20 protein-coding genes are annotated in these 22,692 nt (G+C 35.8%); 11 read left to right on the forward strand and 9 right to left on the reverse strand.

Features of this window, described 5'->3' with window-relative positions; all coding sequences use genetic code 11:
- Positions 1 to 57 precede the first annotated feature (57 nt).
- The 10 genes from ACFQ39_RS03820 (at position 58) to ACFQ39_RS03865 (ending at position 10,334) form a co-directional block, all read left to right on the forward strand.
- Complete coding sequence (locus ACFQ39_RS03820; protein ID WP_377176623.1) at positions 58 to 1,545, forward strand: phytoene desaturase family protein; 1,488 nt, start codon at positions 58 to 60, stop codon at positions 1,543 to 1,545.
- Positions 1,529 to 2,368: a phytoene/squalene synthase family protein gene (locus tag ACFQ39_RS03825; RefSeq protein ID WP_377176625.1), complete on the forward strand. Its 840-nt coding sequence runs from the start codon at positions 1,529 to 1,531 to the stop codon at positions 2,366 to 2,368. Before ACFQ39_RS03820 ends, ACFQ39_RS03825 begins: the two co-directional genes overlap by 17 nt.
- Positions 2,368 to 2,865: a hypothetical protein gene (locus ACFQ39_RS03830; RefSeq protein WP_377176626.1), complete on the forward strand. Its 498-nt coding sequence runs from the start codon at positions 2,368 to 2,370 to the stop codon at positions 2,863 to 2,865. The genes ACFQ39_RS03825 and ACFQ39_RS03830 overlap by 1 nt, the downstream gene beginning before the upstream one ends.
- Positions 2,866 to 2,948: 83 nt before the next feature.
- Positions 2,949 to 3,404 (forward strand): sterol desaturase family protein, encoded by a 456-nt coding sequence (locus tag ACFQ39_RS03835; RefSeq protein ID WP_377176628.1) that lies wholly within the window; start codon positions 2,949 to 2,951, stop codon positions 3,402 to 3,404.
- Positions 3,404 to 4,087, forward strand: a complete 684-nt coding sequence (locus ACFQ39_RS03840; protein WP_377176630.1) for a lycopene cyclase domain-containing protein — start codon at positions 3,404 to 3,406, stop codon at positions 4,085 to 4,087. The genes ACFQ39_RS03835 and ACFQ39_RS03840 overlap by 1 nt, the downstream gene beginning before the upstream one ends.
- A gap of 45 nt (positions 4,088 to 4,132) precedes the next feature.
- Entirely contained in the window at positions 4,133 to 6,508 is a 2,376-nt protein-coding gene (locus ACFQ39_RS03845; RefSeq protein WP_377176632.1) for a TonB-dependent receptor, read from the forward strand.
- A 2-nt stretch (positions 6,509 to 6,510) separates the two neighbouring features.
- Positions 6,511 to 7,332, forward strand: coding sequence for a DUF4249 family protein (locus ACFQ39_RS03850; protein WP_377176634.1), 822 nt, complete (start codon positions 6,511 to 6,513; stop codon positions 7,330 to 7,332).
- 86 nt (positions 7,333 to 7,418) lie between these two features.
- On the forward strand, positions 7,419 to 8,303 hold the full coding sequence (locus tag ACFQ39_RS03855) for a carbon-nitrogen hydrolase (RefSeq protein ID WP_377176636.1): 885 nt from the start codon (positions 7,419 to 7,421) through the stop codon (positions 8,301 to 8,303).
- Positions 8,303 to 9,340, forward strand: coding sequence for an agmatine deiminase family protein (locus ACFQ39_RS03860; protein ID WP_377176638.1), 1,038 nt, complete (start codon positions 8,303 to 8,305; stop codon positions 9,338 to 9,340). The genes ACFQ39_RS03855 and ACFQ39_RS03860 overlap by 1 nt, the downstream gene beginning before the upstream one ends.
- A 10-nt stretch (positions 9,341 to 9,350) precedes the next feature.
- Positions 9,351 to 10,334: an aldo/keto reductase gene (locus ACFQ39_RS03865; RefSeq protein ID WP_377176640.1), complete on the forward strand. Its 984-nt coding sequence runs from the start codon at positions 9,351 to 9,353 to the stop codon at positions 10,332 to 10,334.
- A gap of 9 nt (positions 10,335 to 10,343) precedes the next feature.
- Here ACFQ39_RS03865 and ACFQ39_RS03870 read toward each other — a convergent pair whose 3' ends face one another.
- The 3 genes from ACFQ39_RS03870 to ACFQ39_RS03880 are packed head-to-tail and all read right to left on the reverse strand — an operon-like array spanning position 10,344 to position 13,816.
- Positions 10,344 to 11,123 (reverse strand): NAD(P)-binding domain-containing protein, encoded by a 780-nt coding sequence (locus ACFQ39_RS03870; protein WP_377176642.1) that lies wholly within the window; start codon positions 11,121 to 11,123, stop codon positions 10,344 to 10,346.
- Positions 11,104 to 12,393, reverse strand: a complete 1,290-nt coding sequence (locus tag ACFQ39_RS03875; protein ID WP_377176644.1) for a cryptochrome/photolyase family protein — start codon at positions 12,391 to 12,393, stop codon at positions 11,104 to 11,106. The genes ACFQ39_RS03870 and ACFQ39_RS03875 overlap by 20 nt, the downstream gene beginning before the upstream one ends.
- A 4-nt stretch (positions 12,394 to 12,397) precedes the next feature.
- The gene (locus ACFQ39_RS03880) at positions 12,398 to 13,816 is read right to left on the reverse strand and encodes an SDR family oxidoreductase (protein ID WP_377176646.1); all 1,419 of its coding nucleotides are present in this window, start codon (positions 13,814 to 13,816) and stop codon (positions 12,398 to 12,400) included.
- 214 nt (positions 13,817 to 14,030) lie between these two features.
- Between ACFQ39_RS03880 and meaB the strand changes: the two genes are divergently transcribed.
- Positions 14,031 to 15,035 (forward strand): methylmalonyl Co-A mutase-associated GTPase MeaB, encoded by a 1,005-nt coding sequence (gene meaB, locus ACFQ39_RS03885; RefSeq protein WP_377176648.1) that lies wholly within the window; start codon positions 14,031 to 14,033, stop codon positions 15,033 to 15,035.
- 59 nt (positions 15,036 to 15,094) lie between these two features.
- Here the strand turns inward: meaB and scpA are convergent, their stop codons facing one another.
- The 6 genes from scpA to ACFQ39_RS03915 all read right to left on the reverse strand — a co-directional run bounded on the left by scpA (position 15,095) and on the right by ACFQ39_RS03915 (position 22,690).
- Positions 15,095 to 17,224: a methylmalonyl-CoA mutase gene (gene scpA, locus ACFQ39_RS03890; protein ID WP_377176650.1), complete on the reverse strand. Its 2,130-nt coding sequence runs from the start codon at positions 17,222 to 17,224 to the stop codon at positions 15,095 to 15,097.
- A 59-nt stretch (positions 17,225 to 17,283) separates the two neighbouring features.
- Complete coding sequence (locus ACFQ39_RS03895; RefSeq protein WP_377176652.1) at positions 17,284 to 19,092, reverse strand: methylmalonyl-CoA mutase family protein; 1,809 nt, start codon at positions 19,090 to 19,092, stop codon at positions 17,284 to 17,286.
- Between the two features lie 66 nt (positions 19,093 to 19,158).
- Complete coding sequence (locus tag ACFQ39_RS03900; protein WP_377176654.1) at positions 19,159 to 20,448, reverse strand: acetyl-CoA hydrolase/transferase family protein; 1,290 nt, start codon at positions 20,446 to 20,448, stop codon at positions 19,159 to 19,161.
- Positions 20,449 to 20,497: 49 nt separating this feature from the next.
- Positions 20,498 to 21,817, reverse strand: a complete 1,320-nt coding sequence (locus tag ACFQ39_RS03905) for a sodium ion-translocating decarboxylase subunit beta (protein WP_377176655.1) — start codon at positions 21,815 to 21,817, stop codon at positions 20,498 to 20,500.
- A gap of 46 nt (positions 21,818 to 21,863) precedes the next feature.
- Positions 21,864 to 22,286 (reverse strand): acetyl-CoA carboxylase biotin carboxyl carrier protein subunit, encoded by a 423-nt coding sequence (locus tag ACFQ39_RS03910; protein ID WP_377176657.1) that lies wholly within the window; start codon positions 22,284 to 22,286, stop codon positions 21,864 to 21,866.
- A 44-nt stretch (positions 22,287 to 22,330) separates the two neighbouring features.
- Entirely contained in the window at positions 22,331 to 22,690 is a 360-nt protein-coding gene (locus ACFQ39_RS03915) for an OadG family transporter subunit (protein WP_377176658.1), read from the reverse strand.
- Positions 22,691 to 22,692 lie beyond the last annotated feature (2 nt).

The raw sequence follows: 22,692 nt of genomic DNA on the forward strand, positions 1-22,692 counted from the left end.
TATTTTTTTCGTTCAAAATTTGTTTTTGTTTAACTTTTTACTACTTTTGTTAAACATATGAAACGAACTATCGCTATTGTCGGATCCGGATTCTCCTCTATCGCAGCAGCATGCTACATGGCAAAAGCTGGGTATGAAGTGACTGTCTATGAGAAAAATAAAGATCTGGGTGGGAGAGCCAGACATTTTACCCATGAAGGATTTACCTTTGATATGGGTCCAACTTGGTACTGGATGCCAGATGTTTTTGAACGTTTTTTTGGAGATTTTAATAAAAAACCATCAGATTATTACGAACTAGAAAGGCTTTCACCCGGTTATCGTGTTTATTTTGGTCAAAACGATTTTATAGATGTTGCAGCCAACATTAAACATATCATCTCAACATTTGAAGCAATAGAACCGGGAGCAGGACGTGAATTAGAAAAATTTATTGATAAAGCTGGGAAGAATTATGATGTTGCCATCAAAAACCTAGTATATAAACCCGGCCTTAGCCCCTTAGAGCTGGTATCGAAAGAAACTATTACAGAACTTAAACAATTTTACCTCACCATTAGTGATTATGTAAAAAAACATTTCAAAGACACTAGATTACAGCAAATTCTTGAGTTTCCTGTTCTCTTTTTAGGTGCTAAACCCAGTAATACTCCTCTTTTCTACAGTTTTATGAATTATGCTGATTTGTTTTTGGGAACATGGTACGCAAAAGGCGGAATGGCTTCTGTAGTTAAAGGAATGGTAGACTTGGCCATTGAACTCGGTGTTACTTTTAAAACAGATGCGAATATTTCAGCCATCAATGTGGATGAATCGGGAGCAGTATCTAGTATATATGTAAATAAAGAAATAATTCCGGTAGAAAGATTAATTTCAGGTGCCGATTACAAACATTCTGAAAGTTTATTACCCGAAGAGTTTAGAGCTTACAGTGATTCGTTTTGGAACAAAAAAATTATGGCTCCTTCCTCACTGTTGTTTTATGTTGGTTTTGACAAAAAGTTAGACAACGTCCTACACCATACCTTATTTTTTGACACTTCTTTTGAAAAACATGCTAAAGAGATATATGATAATCCTGCTTGGCCTAAAGAACCCCTTTTCTACGCTAGTTTTCCGAGTATGACCGATGAAACCGTTGCACCAGTTGGAAAAGAAGCCGCTATATTTTTAATTCCCCTTGCCCCCGATTTAGAAGATACAGAAGAACTAAGAGAAAAATATTTTCAAATCATTTTAACAAGATTAGAGAAATTAACCAACCAAACCTTATCTAATAAAATTCTCTTTAAAAAATCTTATTGTGTACAAGATTTTAAAGATGATTACAACTCATTTAAAGGCAATGCTTATGGCATGGCTAACACCCTTTTTCAAACCGCTTTTTTACGTCCAAAATTGAAAAGTAAAAAAGTGAAGAACTTATATTTTACCGGTCAACTTACTGTACCAGGACCGGGCGTACCCCCTTCCTTAATTTCAGGAAAATTAGTCTCAGAAATTGTCGTCAAACAAAACACTTTACATCATGAACCAGTTATTTAGCGATGTCGCTTATTTATGCAGCCAGTCTGTAACTTCAAATTACAGCACCTCTTTTAGCTTGGCAGTTAAAATGCTCTCGCCTAAAATTCAAAAACCGATCCATGCCATCTATGGTTTCGTTAGATTTGCCGATGAAATTGTGGACACTTTTCATGAAACGGATCAGGAATTATTGCTCAACGAATTCGAAAGGGACCTTAATAATGCCATTGAGCGTAAAATAAGCTTAAATCCAATTCTTCATTCTTTCCAAGAAGTCTATCATCAATACAACATTGACCGGGAAATGGTCGATGCCTTTTTGCACAGTATGCGCTTGGATTTACATCAAAAAAATTACAATTCTATGCAAGATTATAATGAATACATCTATGGATCTGCAGATGTGGTTGGGTTGATGTGTTTAAAAGTTTTTGTTAATGGTGATCAGGCTACGTATAATGATTTAAAAGATGAAGCAATGCGATTGGGCAGTGCATTTCAAAAAGTGAACTTTTTGCGCGATTTAAAGCAAGATTCTGATGAATTAAACAGAATTTATTTTCCGCATTTACAAGGTTCAGGATTAAACATAGAGACGAAAAAACAGATCATCGAAGAAATAGAAGAAGATTTTAGAATTGCCTATCAAGGTATAAAAAAATTACCTATCGAAGCGAAATTTGGCGTTTATACAGCCTTTATTTATTACCAGAAATTGCTGCATAAATTACAGAAAACAAATGCGGAAGAAATAAAAACCAAAAGAATTAGAATTAACAATCCTACCAAAATTAAACTTTTGCTTTCTTCTTATGTTAATTATAAATTAGATCTTATTTGATGATTAAAAAGTTTTTATTTTTTGTCTTTTTAGGACTATTAAATGTTCATGCACAACAGAATTTAGCATTTGTAAGAAATGAATTTCATAAGAATACAGAACAGTCATTAAAAAACATCTTAAACCTAACATTAACAGAAGGTGCTGAATACAACCAAATACTAGCCTATGTTGGTGCAAGTAATGCAAAAATGGCTTCTTACGTATCATCTCCGATAAGTAAATTAAAATATTTCAACAAAGGCAAAGCAAAATTAAATGAAAGTCTTTCGAACATTAAAACCGTAGAAAGTACATACTTAAGATTGCTCATTCAATTAAATGCACCTTCCTTTTTAAACTACAACGATTTTATTGAAGAAGATTTGAGCTTTTTCGAGGAGCATATCAAAACAGATCCTCTACCCAATAGTTTTAAAAAGGAAATGGTTGATAATTTAAAAGCAGGAAACACAAAAAGTGATTTGAACTCAAGACTCAATAATATTAAGTTTTAGAAATCTCTCTATTTAATGACTCTTTATTTAATGAATAAGTATCTTTGTATTGCACGCAAGCATTTAATTTAAACCAACAACTTATGACACTTTTAATTACCATTTTAATCACTTTTTTCTTGATGGAGGGAGTAGCTTGGGGTTTGCATAAATACGTCATGCATGGATTTTTTTGGAATCTACATGAAGATCATCACATAAGAACAAACCACGACTCTTTCTTTGAACGCAATGACACGTTTTTTATATTTTTCTCTATTCTTTCCATTGGTTCGTTTCTGATCTGGAAATTTTACGACTCATCAGTTTTTTTAGGCGTAGGAATTGGAATTTGTATTTATGGTGTAGTCTATTTTATTATCCATGATCTTTTTATTCATCAACGAATCAAAATATGGAGGAATACAAAAAACCCCTATTTACGCGCCATTAGACGAGCGCATAAAATGCATCATAAACATACAGGAAAATATGATGGCGAATGTTTTGGAATGCTATGGGTACCATTTAAATATTACGAATCTGAATTCAAGGCCTAATGTCGCTTTATTTTTGGATCAATCTTCTGTCGATTTCGGTTCCTTTTCTGGTCACCTTTCATCCCAGAATCAAGCTACACCATTATTGGAAAAGTTTGTTTTCGGCGATAGCTGTGAGTATGATTCCATTCATCATTTGGGACATTTATTTCACCAAGCAACAATATTGGGGCTTTAACCCTGATTATTTATCTCAAATCTACATTTTAGGACTTCCGGTAGAAGAATGGCTTTTCTTTATTTGCATCCCATATGCCTGTGTTTTTACGCATGAATCTATTTTGGCGTTCAACAGAAATATTTCCCTAAATGAAAAAACAACAAAATTAATCACATTTGGATTACTATTTTTTTTCATGGTGATGCTAATCCTGCATTATGATAAAGCCTATACTGCCGTAGATATGATTTTCGGCATCATCATTTTATCTATAGTCTATATCACTAATCTAAAATTACTGTCCTCTTATTACATCACTTTTTTAGTCATGTTGATTCCATTTTTTATTGTGAACGGCGTACTAACAGGTACCGGCATAAATGAAGAGGTGGTTTGGTACAATAACGACGAAAACCTTGGAATTAGAATATTAACAATCCCTGTAGAAGATATAGCCTATGCTTTTTCTTTACTTCTGCTCAACTTATTGCTATTTAAAAAATTCAAACAGTACGACGTGTAATTTTTAGTCTTAATTGCATATTAATTAGAAAAATAAAACATCAAAATGGATCATAAACTAAAGTTGTTTATAAGTTTCTTTATCATTTCCCTAACGACTTTATTCGCGCAGGATAAAATGACTTTGAGTGGAACAATTACTGATGCGCTCAATAATGAAACCTTAATTGGAGTAACCATTATTATTCCGGAATTAGGTACTGGTACAACAACGAATGAATACGGCTTCTATTCCATATCCATACCCGAAGGTGAGTATACCATAGAAATTAGCTACATAGGGTTCGACCCCATATCTGAAACTATATTGCTCAATGAAAATATTAGAAAGAATTTTGCTCTTAATGAATCTAGTCAGCAACTCGATGAAATTGTACTTACAGATCAAACGGTAAAAGCAGAGATTCGAAGACCCGAAATGAGTGTCAATAAACTTTCGATCAAAGAAATTAAAGAAATGCCCGTGATTTTAGGAGAAGCTGATATCCTTAAAAGTATCATTACACTTCCAGGTGTTACAAATGCCGGAGAAGGTCAATCTGGATTTAATGTTCGTGGTGGTGGTGCAGACCAGAACCTGATACTTTTAGATGAAGCGACCATTTTTAATTCGTCGCATTTATTTGGCTTTTTCTCAGTTTTTAACCCAGATGCGATAAAAGATCTCAAATTATACAAAGGAGGAATACCTGCCCGATATGGAGGAAGATTATCTTCTGTATTAGACATTTACCAAAAAGAAGGTAATAGCAACGGATTTCATATGAATGGCGGTATAGGAATTATTTCTAGTCGCTTACTGGCCGAGGGGCCAATCGTAAAAGATAGAGGATCATTCTTAGTCGCCGGAAGGGCTTCATATGCGCATCTTTTTCTGAAACTTACAGACAATCCAAACTCGGCCTACTTTTATGATCTCAATACCAAATTAAGTTATAGACTAAATGACAACAATAGCGTATTTATATCAGGATATTTTGGAAGGGATGTTTTTGATATCAACCAAAGCTTTCAAAATACCTACGGCAATGCCGTGGTCAATTTGAGGTGGAATCACCTTTTCACTGATAAATTATTCTCGAATATGTCTTTTATTTATTCGGATTACTATTACGGACTTACGCTTGATTTTGTCGGATTTAACTGGGATAGTGGCATCAAAAATTACAACTTTAAATATGATTTTAAGCACTATTTAAACGATAAAATGAAACTTACCTATGGTTTAAATTCCATTTATTACGATTTCAATCCCGGTAAAATAGAACCAAATAGTCCCAATTCTGGTATAAATCCTGATCAGTTAGACAAGAAATATGCGTTTGAACCTGCTTTTTATATAGATGCGGAGCAACAAATATCTTCCAAACTTTCAGTTTCTTACGGACTGCGTTTTAGCATGTTCTATCGTCTAGGTGAACAGAATATAAATGTGTACGAAAATGACCATGCGGTACTTTTTAATCCAGAATTCCAGATCTATGAAAAAGCAACTCCAATCGGTCAGGAATTTTATGATAAGAATGAGGTGATTGCAAACTTCAATAATTTTGAGCCTCGTCTCGCAGTTTCATATGCTATAAATGATAATCAATCTGTGAAAGCGAGTTATAACAGAATGAGTCAATATTTACATCTAATTTCTAATACCCAATCACCTACCCCATTAGATGTATGGGCTCCTGCTGATGATTTCTTAAAACCAGAAATTTTAGACCAGTTTGCCTTGGGTTATTTTCAAAATTTTAAAAATGATGTTTTCAGTTTAGAAGTGGAAACATTTTATAAAGAAATTCAAAACCGCTTGGATTATATAGATGGTGCCAACTTAATTGCCAATAATGCGATAGAAGAAGTGGTTTTAAATGGAGAAGCGCGCGCATATGGTTTAGAAGTATTATTTCGAAAAAACATAGGAAAACTGAACGGTTGGCTATCTTACACCCTTTCGAGATCAGAACAAAGAGTAGAAGGAAGAACTCCCGAAGAAACAGGTATTAACAATGGTGATTGGTACCGAACAGGTTATGATAAGTTACATGATTTATCCATGGTAGGTAATTATAGATTGAACCAAAAATGGAATTTTAGTGCAAACTTTGCTTTACAATCTGGTCAACCTGTCACCTATCCAAATGGTCAATACCAATACCAAGGAATTTCGGTTCCCAGTTTTGGTGCGCGAAATGCAGATAATTTACCCATTTATCACCACCTGGATATTTCTGCAACTCTGACACCCAAAAAAAATCTTCAAAGAAATTGGCAAGCTGAATGGGTCTTTGGAATTTACAATGTTTATAATAGGAGAAATGCAGCTTCGATTACATTTAGACAAAATCAAGAAACAGGAGCCAATGAAGCACTTCGTTTATCGATTTTTGGAATAGTCCCAAGTGTTACTTATAATTTTAAATTTTAGTTATGAAACCTCTATCTTATATAAAAATCTTAGCTATAAGTCTGTTTTTGATCAGCTGTGAAGATGTAATTGACGTCGATTTAAATACAGCACCACCAAAACTCGTTGTTGAGGCCTCTATTGAATGGCTCAGGGGGACCTCAGGTTCAAATCAGGTGATTAGATTATCAACAACTACTGATTACTATGCAACCGATATACCACCGGTCACCGGGGCAACTGTTTCTATTGAAAATTCAAAAAATGAAGTATTCGATTTTCAAGAAAACGGCTCGACGGGAGAATATATTTGTAACAATTTTGTGCCAGAACTTTTTGAAACATATACGCTCTTTATAGAATATAACGGCGAATCTTTTACAGCAGAAGAAACACTTTTACCAGTTCCAGAAATCACTCGAGTGGAACAAGTAAACGACGGAGGTTTTTCGGGTGAAGATATTGAAGTAAAATTCTTTTTTGATGATTTTAAAGATGTATCAAATTTTTATCTGAGTTCTGTTCAATCTCCTTATGTTGTTTTTCCTGAATACAGCGTTTCTAGTGATGAGTTTTTTGAAAACAACGAAATGTTCTCTCTTTATTTTAGTGAAGATATTGAAGCAGGTGATAAGCTGGATTTTGTATTAGGTGGAATTTCTGAAACCTATTTTAATTATATGAACATACTTCTTAGTCAAGGAGGCGACAGCGGTGGGGGCCCATTTCAAACTCCATCTTCAACAGTGAGAGGAAATATTATAAACCAGTCGAACTTTGATAATTTTGCCCTTGGTTTTTTTAGATTGAGTGAAACAGACGAGGAAGTTTATATTGTTCAATAACTCTTTTACCAAAATAGTTGTCTTTAAAAACCCATTTATAAAAAATAAAATAAGTGCATTATCTTTACATCATCTAAACTGATAAAATGAAAAAGAAGTTTACCATTGCACTTGTTCAAATAGGACTTAACGGCACACCAGAAAAGAACCTTGAAAAATCTTTAGATTGGGTGAGAAAAGCGGCTTCCAAAGGAGCTCAGGTTATTTGCTTACCTGAACTTTACAGCTCTTTTTACTTTTGCCAAAAAGAAGATACAGCCTACTTTTCTTTTGCGGAAGAATTATACACCACATCTTACAAAGCTTTTTCTGCTTTAGCAAAAGAATTACAAGTAGTGATTATTGTACCTTTTTTTGAAAAAAGAGCTATGGGACTATATCACAACACTGCTTATATCATAGATTCAGATGGCTCGGAAGCAGGTCTGTACAGAAAAATGCATATTCCGGATGACCCCTTGTTTTACGAAAAATTCTATTTTACTCCAGGAGATATTGGTTTTAAAGCTTTTCAGACAAAATATGGTAAAATTGGAACACTCATCTGTTGGGACCAATGGTATCCAGAGGGCGCCAGACTGACCGCTTTACAGGGAGCTGAAGTTCTCTTTTACCCTACGGCCATCGGTTGGCATCCATCAGAAAAGGCAGAACATGGAAAGAAGCAATTTGATGCATGGCAAACGGTTCAAAGAGGTCACGCTGTCGCAAATGGTATTTTTGTCGCTGCTGTAAACCGCGTCGGATTTGAGCAACCTATAAAAGAATTGGACGGACTTGAATTTTGGGGTTCTTCCTTTATTGCGGGACCACAGGGAGAAATTATCGCTCAGGCTTCTACAGATAAAGAAGAGATTTTAATGGCTGAAATTGATCGAGAACTGATGGAGGATGTTCGCCAGAATTGGCCTTTTTTACGAGATAGACGCATAGACGCTTATGGAGAAATAACCAAAAGATATATCGATTGATGAGCCTCTTTAGATTACCTGCCGAATTCGAAAAACAAGAAGCTGTATTACTTTCATTCCCGTTTCTAGGAAATGATTGGCCTGGGAAATTTGGAGCGATTCAATGGGAATTTACAGAGTTCATCAGAAAGGTTTCCTATTACGAAAAGATCTTACTGATTGTAAAATCTGAAGAGCATGGCAAAAAGGTAAAAGCAATGCTCAATCTGGCTCATGCCGATCTCGAAAATATAGAATTTATTCCGCTAAAAACGAATCGTTCATGGATGCGCGATTCAGGTCCTGTTACTGTAAAAACAATTGATGGTAAAAGAATTGCTTTACAGTTTTCTTTTACCGGGTGGGCAAAATATCCAAATCATAGGTTAGATCAAAAGATTCCCCAAAAAGTTGCTGAAACACTAAAAATTCCTGTTCAAAAAGCTACTTATAAAGAAAAACATGTGGTGCTGGAAGGTGGGGCAATCGATGTAAATGGAAAAGGAACCATGCTGACAACAAAAGAATGTTTGCTACATCCCACGATACAAATAAGAAACCAAGGATTTGAACAAAAGGATTATGAGGCAGTTTTTCAGGAATATTTCGGTATCACAAACACCATTTGGCTAAATGAAGGGATTGTTGGCGACGATACCCATGGCCATGTTGATGATATTTGCCGATTTGTAAACCCAACGACTGTAATAGCTTGTGAAGAGAAAAACACCAAAGACAAAAACCATAAAAAACTGGCAGAAAATTTAGAAATTCTCGCTGGTTCAACACTGGAAAATGGCAAAAATATTGAAGTTGTTAAAATGCCAATGCCCTCGCCTATATATTTTGATCAAATGAGATTACCTGCAAGTTATGTCAATTTTTTAATTGGGAATGGATTTGTTTTAGCACCTACTTTCAATGATAAAAATGATTATCAAGCTTTGGGAATACTGAATGAACTTTTTCCAAAAAGAGAAGTGATTGGTATCAACGCAATTCATTTGGTATGGGGATTAGGTACGCTACACTGCTTGAGTCATGAAATTCCTGCTTAACTGTTTAAAAATGAATTATAGAAGACTTGGAAAAACAAATTTTAATGTCTCTGAAATTTCGCTAGGCACTTGGCAAGTAGGCGGAAAATGGGGTTCTGGTTTTAATCAGAAAAATGCCGAGACGATTTTAGAACAAGCCATTGAAAGTGGTGTAAATTTTATAGACACGGCTGATGTCTATGAATCTGGATTAAGCGAAGCTGCAGTAGGTAAAGTAGTGCGAAGACATAAGAAAAAAATATTTGTTGCCACAAAATGTGGTAGACAAATCAACCCTCATATAAACACAAACTACCAACCCAAAGTACTTCGAAAATTTGTTGAAGACAGCCTGAGAAATACAGGTTTAGAATGCCTTGACTTAATTCAGTTGCATTGTCCGCCTACCGAGGTGTATTACCGCCCCGAAATATTTGAACTTTTTAGTCGATTAAAAGAAGAAGGTAAGATCAAAAACCTGGGTATAAGTGTAGAAAAAATTGAAGAGGCTCTCAAGGGAATCGAATATGACAATGTAACAACCGTTCAGATCATTTTTAACCTATTTAGACAAAGACCTTCGGAATTATTTTTTCATGAAGCCATGAAAAAAGATATTGGTATCATTGTGCGAGTTCCTTTGGCAAGTGGATTACTTACCGGGAAGTTTGATGAAAAATCGACATTTGAAAAGGAGGATCATCGATTCTTCAATCGAGAAGGGGCCGGATTTGACAAAGGTGAAACTTTTTCTGGCGTACCTTATGATATCGGTTTGGAGGCAGTAGACAAATTAAAGAGAATTTTTCCTGATCAAAATTTAGCCCCTATCGCTTTGCGATGGATCTTAGATTATCCTCAGGTGGGATGCATTATTCCAGGCGTTTCAAGAGTTGATCAATTAAGTTCAAATATGCTTGCATCAGCTAAACCATCCTTATCTTTAGAAGAAAGAAAAACAATGAATCAGATTTACGATGAAAATATCAAAAGACATGTACACCAGTTGTGGTAATCTCAAAACTCATTCATAAAAAATATGGGGATGAATAAATTGGTAATTGTGTACTGATTTTATTTTTGCATTACTTACCTTTTTCCATTCGAAAGAATTTCCTTCCTCAAAAACCGGCAGCTCGTTTCTGTACTCATTTATCAACTTACCGTAATATTCGCGTTTGCTCGGGTGAGCATCAGCACATGCATTATAAACATTGCCCCACAAATCATGAAAGATCAATTGTTTTATAATGGCAATACAATCTTCTCTGTGGATCATATTGACGAAATTTTCAGGGTCTCTTATCACCTTACCGTTTCTAAAAAAATTCCCAGGATGTCGATCTTCAGAAATTAAGCCTGCCAATCGAAGAATGGTTGTATTGAATTGATTACTTGAATTTAATAATCTTTCAATTTTAGCCAAAGGCGTATCCAAAACGGGAGTACTTTCAGTAACCCAATCATTAGGCAACGGATAAACTGAAGTCGAACTTATGAATAAAACCTTAGAAATATTGGAATGATCGATCTGTTCTTTTAAATACGTAAAACCTTGAATATTTTTAGAAGTTATGGCAATAATTAGGATTTCACAGACTAAAAAGTTTGACAAATCAGAAATCTCATCATCCATTTTTATGAGATAGGGCTTAATTCCCACTTCGCTAAATCTTTTGAGTTTTTCTTTTGAAGTTGTAGAGCCCTTTATCTCAAAACCTTGTTTCAATAATTCTTTTGCTAAAGGTTCCCCCAACCAACCGCATCCCAAAATACTTATTGTTCTAGTTTCTTTCAAGCCCATTTTTGTATGTTTCAATTGCCCTTATCCTTGCCATTTTATGCTCAACCATGGGCTGAGGGTATTTAAAAGTGTTCAACTCTGGCACCCACTTCTGGATATAGGTTAAATCCTTATCAAACTTTTTAACTTGTTCCGAAGGGTTAAACACTCTAAAATATGGTGCTGCATCACAACCAGTACCTGCTGCCCATTGCCAATTACCATTGTTCGATGCCAGTTCATAGTCTAACAATTTCTGGGCAAAATAAGCTTCTCCCCACTTCCAATCGATCAGTAAATGTTTACATAAAAAACTGGCGACAACCATACGCGCCCTATTATGCATAAATCCTGTTGCATTTAGTTCTCTCATTCCGGCATCTACCATTGGATAGCCCGTTTCTCCATTACACCATTTTTCAAATTCATCTCGCCTATTTCTCCAAGAAATTCCGTCGTATTGTGGCTTGAAATTTTCTGTAACAACCCTCGGGAAATGATACAAAATTTGCATAAAAAATTCTCGCCAGATCAATTCACTAAAATAAACAGCATCTTCACTTCGAAGGTTTAAAATAACTTGCCTAATACTAATAGTCCCAAATCTAAGATGCGGACCAATTCGGGTAGTCGATATCGATGGAAAATCTCGCTGACCTGCATAATTACTGATTTGATCCTGCCGAAATGACGGTACTTTAATCTTCGATGGCTCAAATCCAATCTCATCTAAAGTAGGAAATCGTTCATTTATTTGAGCATAATTTTTAAGGCTCGAAGAGTTATAAGATTTTATTCCTGACGTCTCAAAATGTGACAACCACTTGTTTTTATAAGGTGTAAAAACAGTATATGGTTTGCCATCGGCTTTAAGAACTTCATTTTTTTCAAAGATCACTTGATCTTTAAAAAAATGCATTTGAATACCTTTTTCTAAAAGAAGTTCTTTTACTTGATGGTCACGTTTTAAAGCATATGGTTCATAATCGGTATTTGTAAAAACCTCGTCAATATGAAAGGTTTTGATTAAACTTTCCCAAACATCAAATGGCTCTCCTTTTTTAACCAATAAACTACTTCCAAAGTTCTTTAAAGTTTGATCCAACGTGAGTAGTTTTTCATAAAGAAAACTAACCCTCGCATCATTTTTAGGCAATTCGCTTAAAATATGTGAATCGAAAATAAAAAGGGGGATAACATTTTTCCCACTATTTAATGCCTTAAAGAGTCCGTGATTATCTTCTAATCGTAAATCTCTTCTGAACCAAAAAACTGAAAATACTTCTTTCATACTTCTATTGCTCAGCTATTCTTTTCGCCATTGTTTTAAAAATGATTTCATGGAATGGAAGAACGCTGTACCAATACAACCTTCCCCATAATCCTTTAGGTCTAAAAGTGGCTGTTTGATGTAAAACATCATCTTGAATTTTGAATTCGAGCCAGGCTTCACCGGGTAATTTCATTTCAGCGAAAAGTAAAAGTCTCCCTTTCTCCTTATCGGCCTCTAAAACACGCCAAAAATCGATGGCATCTCCCGTTGAGAGTTCGTTTTTATGTGTCCGTCCTCTTCTTAAACCAACTCCACCAACCATTTTGTCCATAATTCCTCTTATTTCCCACAGCCAATCTCCAAAGTACCAACCTGTTTCGCCTCCAATACTCCAAATATTTTCCAACACCTTTTCTCTGTTTTTTATGGGAAATTCTCTGTGATCTATAAAAACACCATGTTCCGGCACAACAGAAAAATCGCCAATTTTATCGTGCATTAAGCCACTCACCCATGCGTCCTTCCAACTTGAGGCAATTTTATTCTCACCAATTTTATGTACGGTCCTTTTCAAGGCTTCTTCATATGGAATTGGATCTATATGAAGAATTTTGGCCAAATCATTATTTCTACAAACTACTTCTACTTTCATACTACTTACCAAAGCTGAGGCCAATTTATATGAGGTAGAAGTAACAAAATACAACCAATAGGAGGATAATTTTGGTGTCATTACCGGCACCGTAAATATAGCTCGCTTTAATCCTCTGACCTTTGCGTATCCGAGCAACATCTCTTTATAAGTTAAGATATCCGGCCCTCCAATGTCAAAATTTTTATCATAGGTTTCTTCGCAAAACAATGAACTGGTTAGAAATTTAATCACATCAACAATACCGATGGGTTGACATCTGGTATTAAGCCATTTCGGGGTAACCATAACCGGCAATTTTTCTACCAGATCTCTGATAATTTCAAATGAGGCACTACCCGAGCCGATAATAATACCTGCCCTCAGGGTAGTAAGGTGGAAATTTCCCTTTTGAAGAATCTGTTCAACCGCTTTTCGAGAACTCAAATGTTTGGATAATACTTCTTCATTTACCATCCCACTGAGGTATATAACCTGCTGTAAGCTCATTGTTTTAGTAACTTCAACAAAATTATTCGCACAGAGTTGTTCCAAAGACGCGTAATCTTCAGAGGCCGACATCGAGTGCAATAAATAATAAGCCGCATCTGCCTTTTCTGGCAAATTGATTAAGCTTTCCTTTTGGAGAAAATCTACTTCAACAACTTCAATTTTATCGAGTAGATTCTTAGCCGCATGAAAGCGCTGCTTGTCTCGAACACAACAAATCACCTCATGACCTTGTTGAATTAACTCTGGTAATAATCTTTGCCCAATATACCCAGTTGCGCCGGTGAGAAGTACTTTCATACGTTTAATTATCAAATGTAAAAATACGAAATAATAAGCACTCCCTTTTTGAGTTTAGAAGTGTATATTTTCTATTATATTGTGAATAAAATACGCTTGAATTTGTCCTATTCTACCCTAAAAACAACGATCAAAAAGCTAAATTATAATTATCTTAGCGATTTCGAATTTCTCGCTTAACACATAGTATTTGCTGGAATTACATTATCCATTCATGAAAAATTACAAACCCAAGAACCGCTTAAGTGCTCAAGCCTACATTGATGGTATTTTAAAAGGAGATCGTGTTATTCTTTCAAGAGCCATTACAGTTATTGAGAGTCAGTTAGAAAGCGATAAAAATTTAGCTAAAGAAATTATTCAAGGTATCCTACCTGCTTCAGGAAAATCGATCAGAATTGGTATTACCGGAGTTCCTGGCGTCGGTAAAAGTACCTTTATCGAAGCGTTTGGCAAGCATATTATTTCTGAGGGACATCAAGTTGCGATTCTTTCTATAGACCCAAGTAGTCAAAGGTCTAAAGGGAGCATTTTAGGCGATAAAACGCGGATGGAAGAATTAGCCAATAGGGAGGAGGCATACATAAGACCATCGGCTTCTGGGGATACACTCGGCGGAGTGGCTAATAAAACCGGTGAAACCATGCTATTGTGTGAAGCAGCAGGCTATGATGTGATTCTTATTGAAACCGTTGGGGTTGGCCAATCTGAAACGGCGGTTCATGGAATGACCGATTTCTTTTTATTATTGATGCTCGCTGGTGCCGGAGATGAATTACAGGGTATTAAAAAAGGAATTATGGAAATGGCTGATATGGTCGTGATTAATAAGGCAGATGGTGAAAATATTAAGATGAGTGAAATGGCCAAACTTCAATACCAAAATGCACTGCATATCTTTCCACAATCTGAATCAGGTTGGACTCCAGTTGTAAGTACCGCATCTGCCATAAAAAATATTGGAATAGAAACCGTTTGGAACGAAATAAAAAAGTTTAAAAAAGTGGTAGATGAAAACGGCTACTTCGAAAAAAACAGAAACTATCAAAAAATTCAGTGGATGTATAATAATATTAATGAAGAGCTCAAAAGTCTTTTCTACAAATCACCACACATAGTACAACATCTTTCTAAACTGGAAAAAGATATTTTATCCTCAAAAATTTCACCTGTGAAGGCATCGCAAAAGATCATCGAAGAATTCAAAAATTCTTTATAGGAATAAAAAAACCCTGCTTTGAAAAAAAAGCAGGGTTTCTGTATTAAACTGTAAAACTATTATTCTTGTTCTAGGTATTTTTGCATGATAGAAATAGCTGCCTCAGAAATTACGGTACCTGGTCCGAAAATTGCAGCGACCTTTCTTTCGAGCAAATAATCGTAATCTTGAGCAGGAATTACACCACCTGCAAAAACCATGATATCAGGTCTTCCTAATTTTTCCAACTCATTGATCAATTGTGGAATGAGTGTTTTGTGTCCTGCGGCCAAACTCGATGCCCCTATAAAATGAACATCATTTTCAATCGCCTGTTTGGCTACTTCTTCCGGGGTTTGGAACAATGAGCCCATATCCACATCAAAACCGAGATCAGCAAAACTGGATGCAACTACCTTTGCCCCTCTGTCATGTCCATCCTGTCCCATTTTTGCAATCATCACCCTTGGTCTTCTACCTTCTATTTCCGCAAACTTATCTGTCATTTTTTGCGCTTTGGCAAATAGATCATCGTTACTTACTTCCTTACTATACACACCACTAATCAATTTAGTATCTGCTTTATGTCTTCCAAAATGAACTTCTAAAGCATCTGATATTTCTCCTAAAGTAGCAAAATTTTCTGCCGCCTCAACAGCCAATGCCAACAAATTACATTTTCCTGTTTCTGCACATTTAGAGAGTGCAGCTAATTTGGTGTCAACTATACTTTGATCTCTATTCGCTTTTAACTTTTTCAATCGTTCGATTTGAGAATTTCTCACTACTGTATTGTCGACCTCCAAAATCTCAATTTCTGATTTTTCTTTCGTTTGGAATTTGTTCACTCCAACCAAAATATCCTGACCAGAATCTAAACGGGCTTGCTTTCGGGCAGAAGCTTCTTCGATCCTCATTTTTGGAACTCCGGTTTCAATAGCTTTAGCCATTCCTCCTAATTCTTCAACTTCTTCAATTAATTTCCAGGCTTTTTTTGCGATTTCCTGGGTTAAGTATTCTACGTAAAAACTCCCTGCCCAAGGGTCTACCGCCTTGGTCATTTGTGTTTCATCCTGAATAAAAATTTGCGTATTTCTGGCAATTCTCGCAGAAAAATCAGTGGGCAAAGCAATTGCTTCATCCAATGCATTGGTATGCAAAGATTGCGTTCCTCCTAATCCCGCTGCCATAGCTTCTATACATGTTCTAGCCACATTATTAAAAGGGTCTTGCTCACTTAAACTCCATCCGGATGTCTGGCTGTGTGTGCGCAAAGCCATCGACTTTGGGTTTTGCGGATTGAATGATTTTATGATTTTTGCCCAGAGCATACGCGCAGCACGCATTTTAGCAATTTCCATAAAATGATTCATCCCAACTGCCCAGAAAAATGACAATCTAGGTGCAAATTCATCAATTTTTAATCCTGACTTTAATCCTGTTCTGATGTATTCCAAACCATCGGCCAATGTATAAGCCAATTCAATATCTGCTGTTGCCCCAGCCTCTTGCATGTGGTATCCACTAATAGAAATTGAATTGAACTTAGGCATATTTTTAGTCGTGTAATCAAAAATATCACCTATAATGCGCATAGAAGGCAATGGCGGATAAATGTACGTATTACGGACCATGAACTCTTTCAAAATATCATTTTGAATGGTTCCGCTCAATTGGTCTAAAGCTACACCCTGTTTTCTCGCCGCAGCTATATAAAAAGCCATAATAGGTAAAACAGCGCCATTCATGGTCATTGAAACCGACATTTTATCCAATGGAATTTGATCGAATAAAATTTCCATATCCAGAATTGAATCAATGGCAACACCTGCTTTACCTACATCGCCGGTAACTCTTGGGTGATCTGAATCATATCCTCTATGCGTTGCCAAATCAAAGGCAACTGATAATCCTTTCTGACCTGCTGCTAAATTCCTTCTGTAAAATGCATTCGATTCTTCTGCAGTGGAAAAACCTGCATATTGACGAATTGTCCATGGACGCGTTACATACATTGTGCTGTAGGGTCCTCTTAAAAAAGGTGGTAAACCTGCAGCAAACTTTAGGTGTTCTGCATCTTTTATATCTTCTTTTGAAAATCGTTTTTTGACCGGAATTCCTTCTGGAGTGTTCCAAACCTCATTCTCTGCAACTACTTTTTGACCCTTTGTCGCAGAATTCAATTTTATATCTGAAAAATCTGGTTTCATGTGTTCTTGTTTATTGTTTTTCAATTGTCACATGGAATCGCAAAAGCGATTTCATATCCTTAGGCTTTTACTATTTTTTGTATTTCTTTTTGAATATCAGATAAAGTAACAATGACATCTGATCTCAAGTTTATGCAACCATTTAATCCAGCCTGGCTTAACTCCTCCAAATTTGTGGGAGCTCCTGCCAATAACAAAATTTTTTCCTTGTTTAATTTTCTGAAATTTTTTACAAACTCGAGGGCGGTTTCATCGTAATCTTGGTCTGAACTACATATTACAACGACATGAGCATCTGATTTCGCTGCTGCTATAGCACCTGACTCGAAATTGTCAAAACTTTTTTCTTGCAACACATTAAATCCGCTCACTCCAAGAAAATCATAGGCAAATCCCGCTCTCGCCTTGCGCATTGTTAAATTACCATAACTGATCAATTCTACGACAGGACGAATTCCTGTTTTTTCAATAAGATCTTCTGTTCTTTTTCTGATAGCTTCAATTTCTAAAGAAGCTCTTCTGGGTTGAAGTACTTTTGTGTTTTCAGTCTCAGTTTTGCCATTCAAAATATTGGCCGAAATGCTCTCCATTAAATTTGGATATTTATTGATTCCTACCATAGGCAATCTCCTCTGACTAATCAATTTTAGTTTTTGCAAGCGAATTTCTGCAATTTGTTGTTGAATCAATTCACTTTCAAAAGCCGCATAAAAGCCTCCATTTTCTTCAATAAACTTGAATAATTCTAAAGCCTTTTCTGCAATCTTCCCAGTTACTTCTTCGATATAAAATGATCCGTCTACCGGGTTTGCTACTTTTCCAAAGTAAGATTCTTCTCTTAGTATTGTGGTAATATTTCCGGCAATTCTGCTAGAAAAATCAGAAGGTGCTTTGAACTCTTTGTCATATGGGTCTATCAAAACCCCATCGACATTGCCCAAAATAGCCGACATAGCCTCTGTGGTTGCACGCAACATATTGGTATGTGCATCCGTTACAGATTTACTCCAGATGGAAGTTTTAGCTGAAATTGTATGGCTAAATACTCCTATTCCATATTTATTTGCTATCTCACTCAGTAAATTATTAAAAGCCCTAAATTTTCCTATCTCTACAAAATATTCTAAGCCAATGGCCAAATTGAAATTTAAGTTGTCAAAAATAGATTGAACTTCGATACCTCTTTCAGCCAGCTCATCAATCAAATACACCAAAGAATTTAATGTGTACGCCACTTCTTGTACTTGGTTGGCGCCTGAATCTAAATATTCAGTACCTGAAATAGTGACTGTTTTGAAGTTTGGAAAATCTTTTGTTAACTTGATTAATTCTGCCGATGCGTCAAAACTTTGTGCTTCAATTTTACCCGTAGTTACATAATGACTAATGATCTCAGTATTAAAATAACCTTTAACATTGGCAAAAGAAACACCGCTCTTCTGAACAAAATCGATGAAATTTTTTGCAAATTCAATTACATTTTTATTCAAAACAAATGAAACTGCAATTTGGTTCAAATCAATTCCTTTGAGAAGTTTTGCAGGAGATACTTCGTCAGAAAAACTGAAAAGTAATCCATTCATTCCTTCTTCAATCGCTTTTAGCGCTAAACGATTTCCCGCTGCTTCAGAAGTAACTTCAATATGTCGATAGTTTAACAAGGACTGAGCATTCTCTCCGGTATTCTGTAAAAATTCTATCTTATCTTCATCGTTGTAAAAAGGTTGAATCTCAATTTTACTAAAGTTCTTCCAAACCAAAGTTTTATCGAAATCTGCTCCTTTTAAATCAACTTTCACTTTTTCTATCCAATTCTCTTTAGTAACCGGACCGAATTCTGAAAAAAGTGGTTTATTTTTAGTGTTCATTCTATTTATTTTTATAATCCTTCATATTGCCTATTGTAAAAACTGACAATAGCAATTAAAATAAAACTATTTTACTATTAAACTACTTCCGAATCTCTCAAAAATAGCTTTATCTAATTCTTCCCTGTGATCGGGATGTGCTATATCTCTTAACGCCTGTGCCCTTTGTTTTAAAGTTTTACCAAACAAAAATGCTACTCCGTATTCTGTCACGACGTATCGCGCATGGGCTCTTGTTGTTACAACACCGGCACCTTGTCTTAACATAGGTACGATTTTAGAAACTCCCTTTTGCGTAGCTGAAGTGATGGCAATAATAGGTTTACCTCCTTTAGAAAGGGCAGATCCTCTCATAAAATCCATTTGTCCGCCAACTCCTGAAAACATTCTTGTCCCAATTGAATCTGCACAAACCTGACCGGTAAAATCTATTTCTATAGCAGAATTTATAGCTGTCGCTCTTGGATTCTGGCGTATGATGGCTGTATCATTTACATAGGCGATATCTTTCATTTCAATTTCAGGATTGTCATCCATAAAATCATATAAACGGCGAGTTCCCATGGCAAAACCAGATACAATTTTATAAGGATTTACTTTTTTCTTCGAGCCGTTAACAATTCCCTTTTCCACTAAATCTACAATACCTTCAGAAAACATTTCAGTGTGAATTCCTAAATTCTTGTGATTGGTTAAAAAGCTTAAAACTGCATTTGGAATTCCTCCAATTCCCATTTGAAGTGTTGCTCCATCCTCGATGATTCCAGCAATATTTTTACCGATAAGCACTTCTTCTTCCGAAGGAGCCGCTAAATTCATCTCGTGGATTTCTTCAACTACCTCAACACAGGCATCAAAATTTTTCATATGCACCAAGGCATCTCCAAAGGTTCGAGGCATTCTAGGGTTGATTTGAGCAATCACTTTTTTACCCTGCTCAACCGCAGAAATGACGATATCCACAGAAACCCCCAAAGAACAGAAACCATGTTTGTCTGGTGGTGAAACATTTACTAAAACAACATCCAAGTTCATGATTCCATTTCGGAATAAACTAGGAATATCACTTAAAAAGATAGGAATATAATCTACCGTTTGCCCAACCATTTTTCTCACATTGGCACCGATAAAAAAGGCACTGGTATGGAAACTATCACTTAGCTCAGGTGCAGTATAACCTGATTCTCCTTCGGTATGCAAATGAACCAATTCTACATTTCTCAATTCACTTGCTCGGCCTACCATAGCACGGATGAGGGCTTGAGGAGTAGCTGATCCTCCCTGTATTAATACTCTATCTCCTGATTTTATAATTTTTACAGCTTCTTCGGCTGTCATTTTATTTGGTATATTCATCTTGTTTTGATTTTAATCTTTGTTAATTTTTAAATTAAATGTGCCTAAGTTATCCAAGAAAACTTAAAATGATACCTGCTGCAACGGCTGAACCAATCACCCCTGATACGTTGGGTGCCATGGCATGCATCAATAAATAATTATTGGGATCTGCTTTTATTCCTTCTGCATGAACTACTCTTGCACTATCTGGCACCGCCGAAACACCTGCCGCACCAATAAGTGGGTTAAGCTTTTCCTCTCCTTTTAAAAATAAGTTCATGAATTTTGCAAAAAGTAATCCTCCCATAGTGGCAATCACAAATGAAATAGCTCCTAGACCAAAAATCATGAGAGAGTCTTTTGTGATGAACACATTGGCCTGTGTTGAAGCTCCAACGGTTACCCCAAGAAGTATGGTTACAATATCAATCATTTTGGTTCTTGCCGTATCGGCTAACCTTTCGGTTCTGCCAGATTCTTTCAATAAGTTACCAAAGAAAAGCATACCTAATAATGGCAAAGCACTTGGAGAAATAAACGTTGTCAATAATAATCCGGCGATAGGAAAAATCATTTTTTCTTTTTGTGAAACAGCTCTAGGCGGTTTCATTCTGATCAATCTTTCCCTTTTGCTCGTCAACAATTTCATGATTGGCGGTTGAATCACAGGTACCAAAGCCATATAGGAATAAGCTGCTATCGCGATTGGACCTATTAAATTTTTAACTGTTGTTCCATCAGGCAAAATATTAATTCCATTGGCTAATTTCGAAGATAAAAAGATAGCCGTTGGACCATCTGCTCCACCTATAATTCCAATGGCGCCTGCTTCAGGAAGATTGAAACCTAAATAAAGTGCCCCTAAAAATGTGGCGAAAACACCAATTTGTGCAGCAGCTCCTAATAACATCAATTTTGGATTAGCAATAAGCGAAGAAAAGTCTGTCATCGCACCAATTCCTAAGAAAATAAGCGGTGGATAAATACCTTTTACAACGCCAAAATAAAGGTAATTTAGAACTGAACCCGATTCGTAAATTCCCGTCTGAAATCCCGGCACAAAAGGAATGTTTCCAATCATAATCCCTGTTCCTATAGGAATCAACAATAAGGGTTCATAGTCGAACTTGATTCCAAGGTAAATAAATATGATTCCAATTAAAATCATAATTAAATTCCCCCCTGTTGCATTGGCAAATCCTGTATATTGATAAAATTGTTTAATTCCGTTAAAAGCCTCATCTACAAAACTATCCTCAGCTGATGCTTCTGTTTGCGAAACAGTTGTAGATGTCATTGAATTACTTGAGCTCATATTTAACCCCAGTACGGGTCTGATACTCACCAACATTGTGATAACCCCAAATATTAAAAATATTTTTTTCATTTTTTTATGTTTTATGATATGGCCTGATTTCTCAGGCCATTTTTCTCTACTGGGCCAATTCAATCATGACATCATTTTGCAAGACCTGCTGCCCTGGTTTTACATGAATCGCGGTAATAGTTCCAGCTTTTTCAGAGGCAATATTATTTTCCATTTTCATCGCTTCCAAAACGAGCAATCTGTCACCTATTTTTATCTCGTCACCAACTTTGACATCGACAGACAAAACTGTTCCCGGAATGGGCGCAATGATTTTCGAATTTGATGAACTAGGACTAACTTTTAACGGCTCGGAAGGTCTCTTCGAAGCTGATCGCACCAGCGTTGGAGTCTTGGTTGTTTTGACCTCATTGCTCAGTTTGACCGAATACGCAGTACCATTTACCTCCAGGTCAATTATATTATCCTCATGAGAAATGATTCTCACATTATAATTGTTGTCGTATATTCTAAATTTAAAATTTTTCATTTTTTATAATTGTTAAGTACAATTTATTCTAAACTAAAGTTTTCTTATTTGAGTGATTGATGTGTTCCATAGATTTTTGAACTCCATGGAGAATACATTTTCCTTGCTTGTTTAATCGTTAATACGGCGTTTTCACTATCGTGTTGTTCTTTTAAATACAAGTGAATGGCCGTTGAGATGGCAGCAGCTACCTCACCTGTAAATCGCTTATCGGTCTCAATCGGAATATCTTTAATCTTTTTATCTCTTCCTTTGGTAATAATTTTATAGATATATAACATTACCGGTAAAGCAAATTTGAAAAATGCCGCTAATAAAAGGAGTGCAAAAAAAACAATGGTTAGACCGGTGATCAAAATAACATATCCTTCGTCAAGTTGATCTATATATAGTTTTGTAAACATCA

Origin of the sequence: Namhaeicola litoreus (assembly GCF_042679565.1) — a bacterium.
Taxonomy (GTDB): domain Bacteria; phylum Bacteroidota; class Bacteroidia; order Flavobacteriales; family Flavobacteriaceae; genus Namhaeicola; species Namhaeicola litoreus.

Excerpts from the sequence above, each read along its gene's own strand:
- ACFQ39_RS03820 (WP_377176623.1), top strand. The coding sequence starts at position 58 with ATGAAACGAACTATCGCTATTGTCGGATCCGGATTCTCCTCTATCGCA.
- ACFQ39_RS03825 (WP_377176625.1), top strand. The coding sequence starts at position 1,529 with ATGAACCAGTTATTTAGCGATGTCGCTTATTTATGCAGCCAGTCTGTA.
- ACFQ39_RS03830 (WP_377176626.1), top strand. The coding sequence starts at position 2,368 with ATGATTAAAAAGTTTTTATTTTTTGTCTTTTTAGGACTATTAAATGTT.
- ACFQ39_RS03835 (WP_377176628.1), top strand. The coding sequence starts at position 2,949 with ATGACACTTTTAATTACCATTTTAATCACTTTTTTCTTGATGGAGGGA.
- ACFQ39_RS03840 (WP_377176630.1), top strand. The coding sequence starts at position 3,404 with ATGTCGCTTTATTTTTGGATCAATCTTCTGTCGATTTCGGTTCCTTTT.
- ACFQ39_RS03845 (WP_377176632.1), top strand. The coding sequence starts at position 4,133 with ATGGATCATAAACTAAAGTTGTTTATAAGTTTCTTTATCATTTCCCTA.
- ACFQ39_RS03850 (WP_377176634.1), top strand. The coding sequence starts at position 6,511 with ATGAAACCTCTATCTTATATAAAAATCTTAGCTATAAGTCTGTTTTTG.
- ACFQ39_RS03855 (WP_377176636.1), top strand. The coding sequence starts at position 7,419 with ATGAAAAAGAAGTTTACCATTGCACTTGTTCAAATAGGACTTAACGGC.
- ACFQ39_RS03860 (WP_377176638.1), top strand. The coding sequence starts at position 8,303 with ATGAGCCTCTTTAGATTACCTGCCGAATTCGAAAAACAAGAAGCTGTA.
- ACFQ39_RS03865 (WP_377176640.1), top strand. The coding sequence starts at position 9,351 with ATGAATTATAGAAGACTTGGAAAAACAAATTTTAATGTCTCTGAAATT.
- ACFQ39_RS03870 (WP_377176642.1), bottom strand. The coding sequence starts at position 11,123 with ATGGGCTTGAAAGAAACTAGAACAATAAGTATTTTGGGATGCGGTTGG.
- ACFQ39_RS03875 (WP_377176644.1), bottom strand. The coding sequence starts at position 12,393 with ATGAAAGAAGTATTTTCAGTTTTTTGGTTCAGAAGAGATTTACGATTA.
- ACFQ39_RS03880 (WP_377176646.1), bottom strand. The coding sequence starts at position 13,816 with ATGAAAGTACTTCTCACCGGCGCAACTGGGTATATTGGGCAAAGATTA.
- meaB (WP_377176648.1), top strand. The coding sequence starts at position 14,031 with ATGAAAAATTACAAACCCAAGAACCGCTTAAGTGCTCAAGCCTACATT.
- scpA (WP_377176650.1), bottom strand. The coding sequence starts at position 17,224 with ATGAAACCAGATTTTTCAGATATAAAATTGAATTCTGCGACAAAGGGT.
- ACFQ39_RS03895 (WP_377176652.1), bottom strand. The coding sequence starts at position 19,092 with ATGAACACTAAAAATAAACCACTTTTTTCAGAATTCGGTCCGGTTACT.
- ACFQ39_RS03900 (WP_377176654.1), bottom strand. The coding sequence starts at position 20,448 with ATGAATATACCAAATAAAATGACAGCCGAAGAAGCTGTAAAAATTATA.
- ACFQ39_RS03905 (WP_377176655.1), bottom strand. The coding sequence starts at position 21,817 with ATGAAAAAAATATTTTTAATATTTGGGGTTATCACAATGTTGGTGAGT.
- ACFQ39_RS03910 (WP_377176657.1), bottom strand. The coding sequence starts at position 22,286 with ATGAAAAATTTTAAATTTAGAATATACGACAACAATTATAATGTGAGA.
- ACFQ39_RS03915 (WP_377176658.1), bottom strand. The coding sequence starts at position 22,690 with ATGTTTACAAAACTATATATAGATCAACTTGACGAAGGATATGTTATT.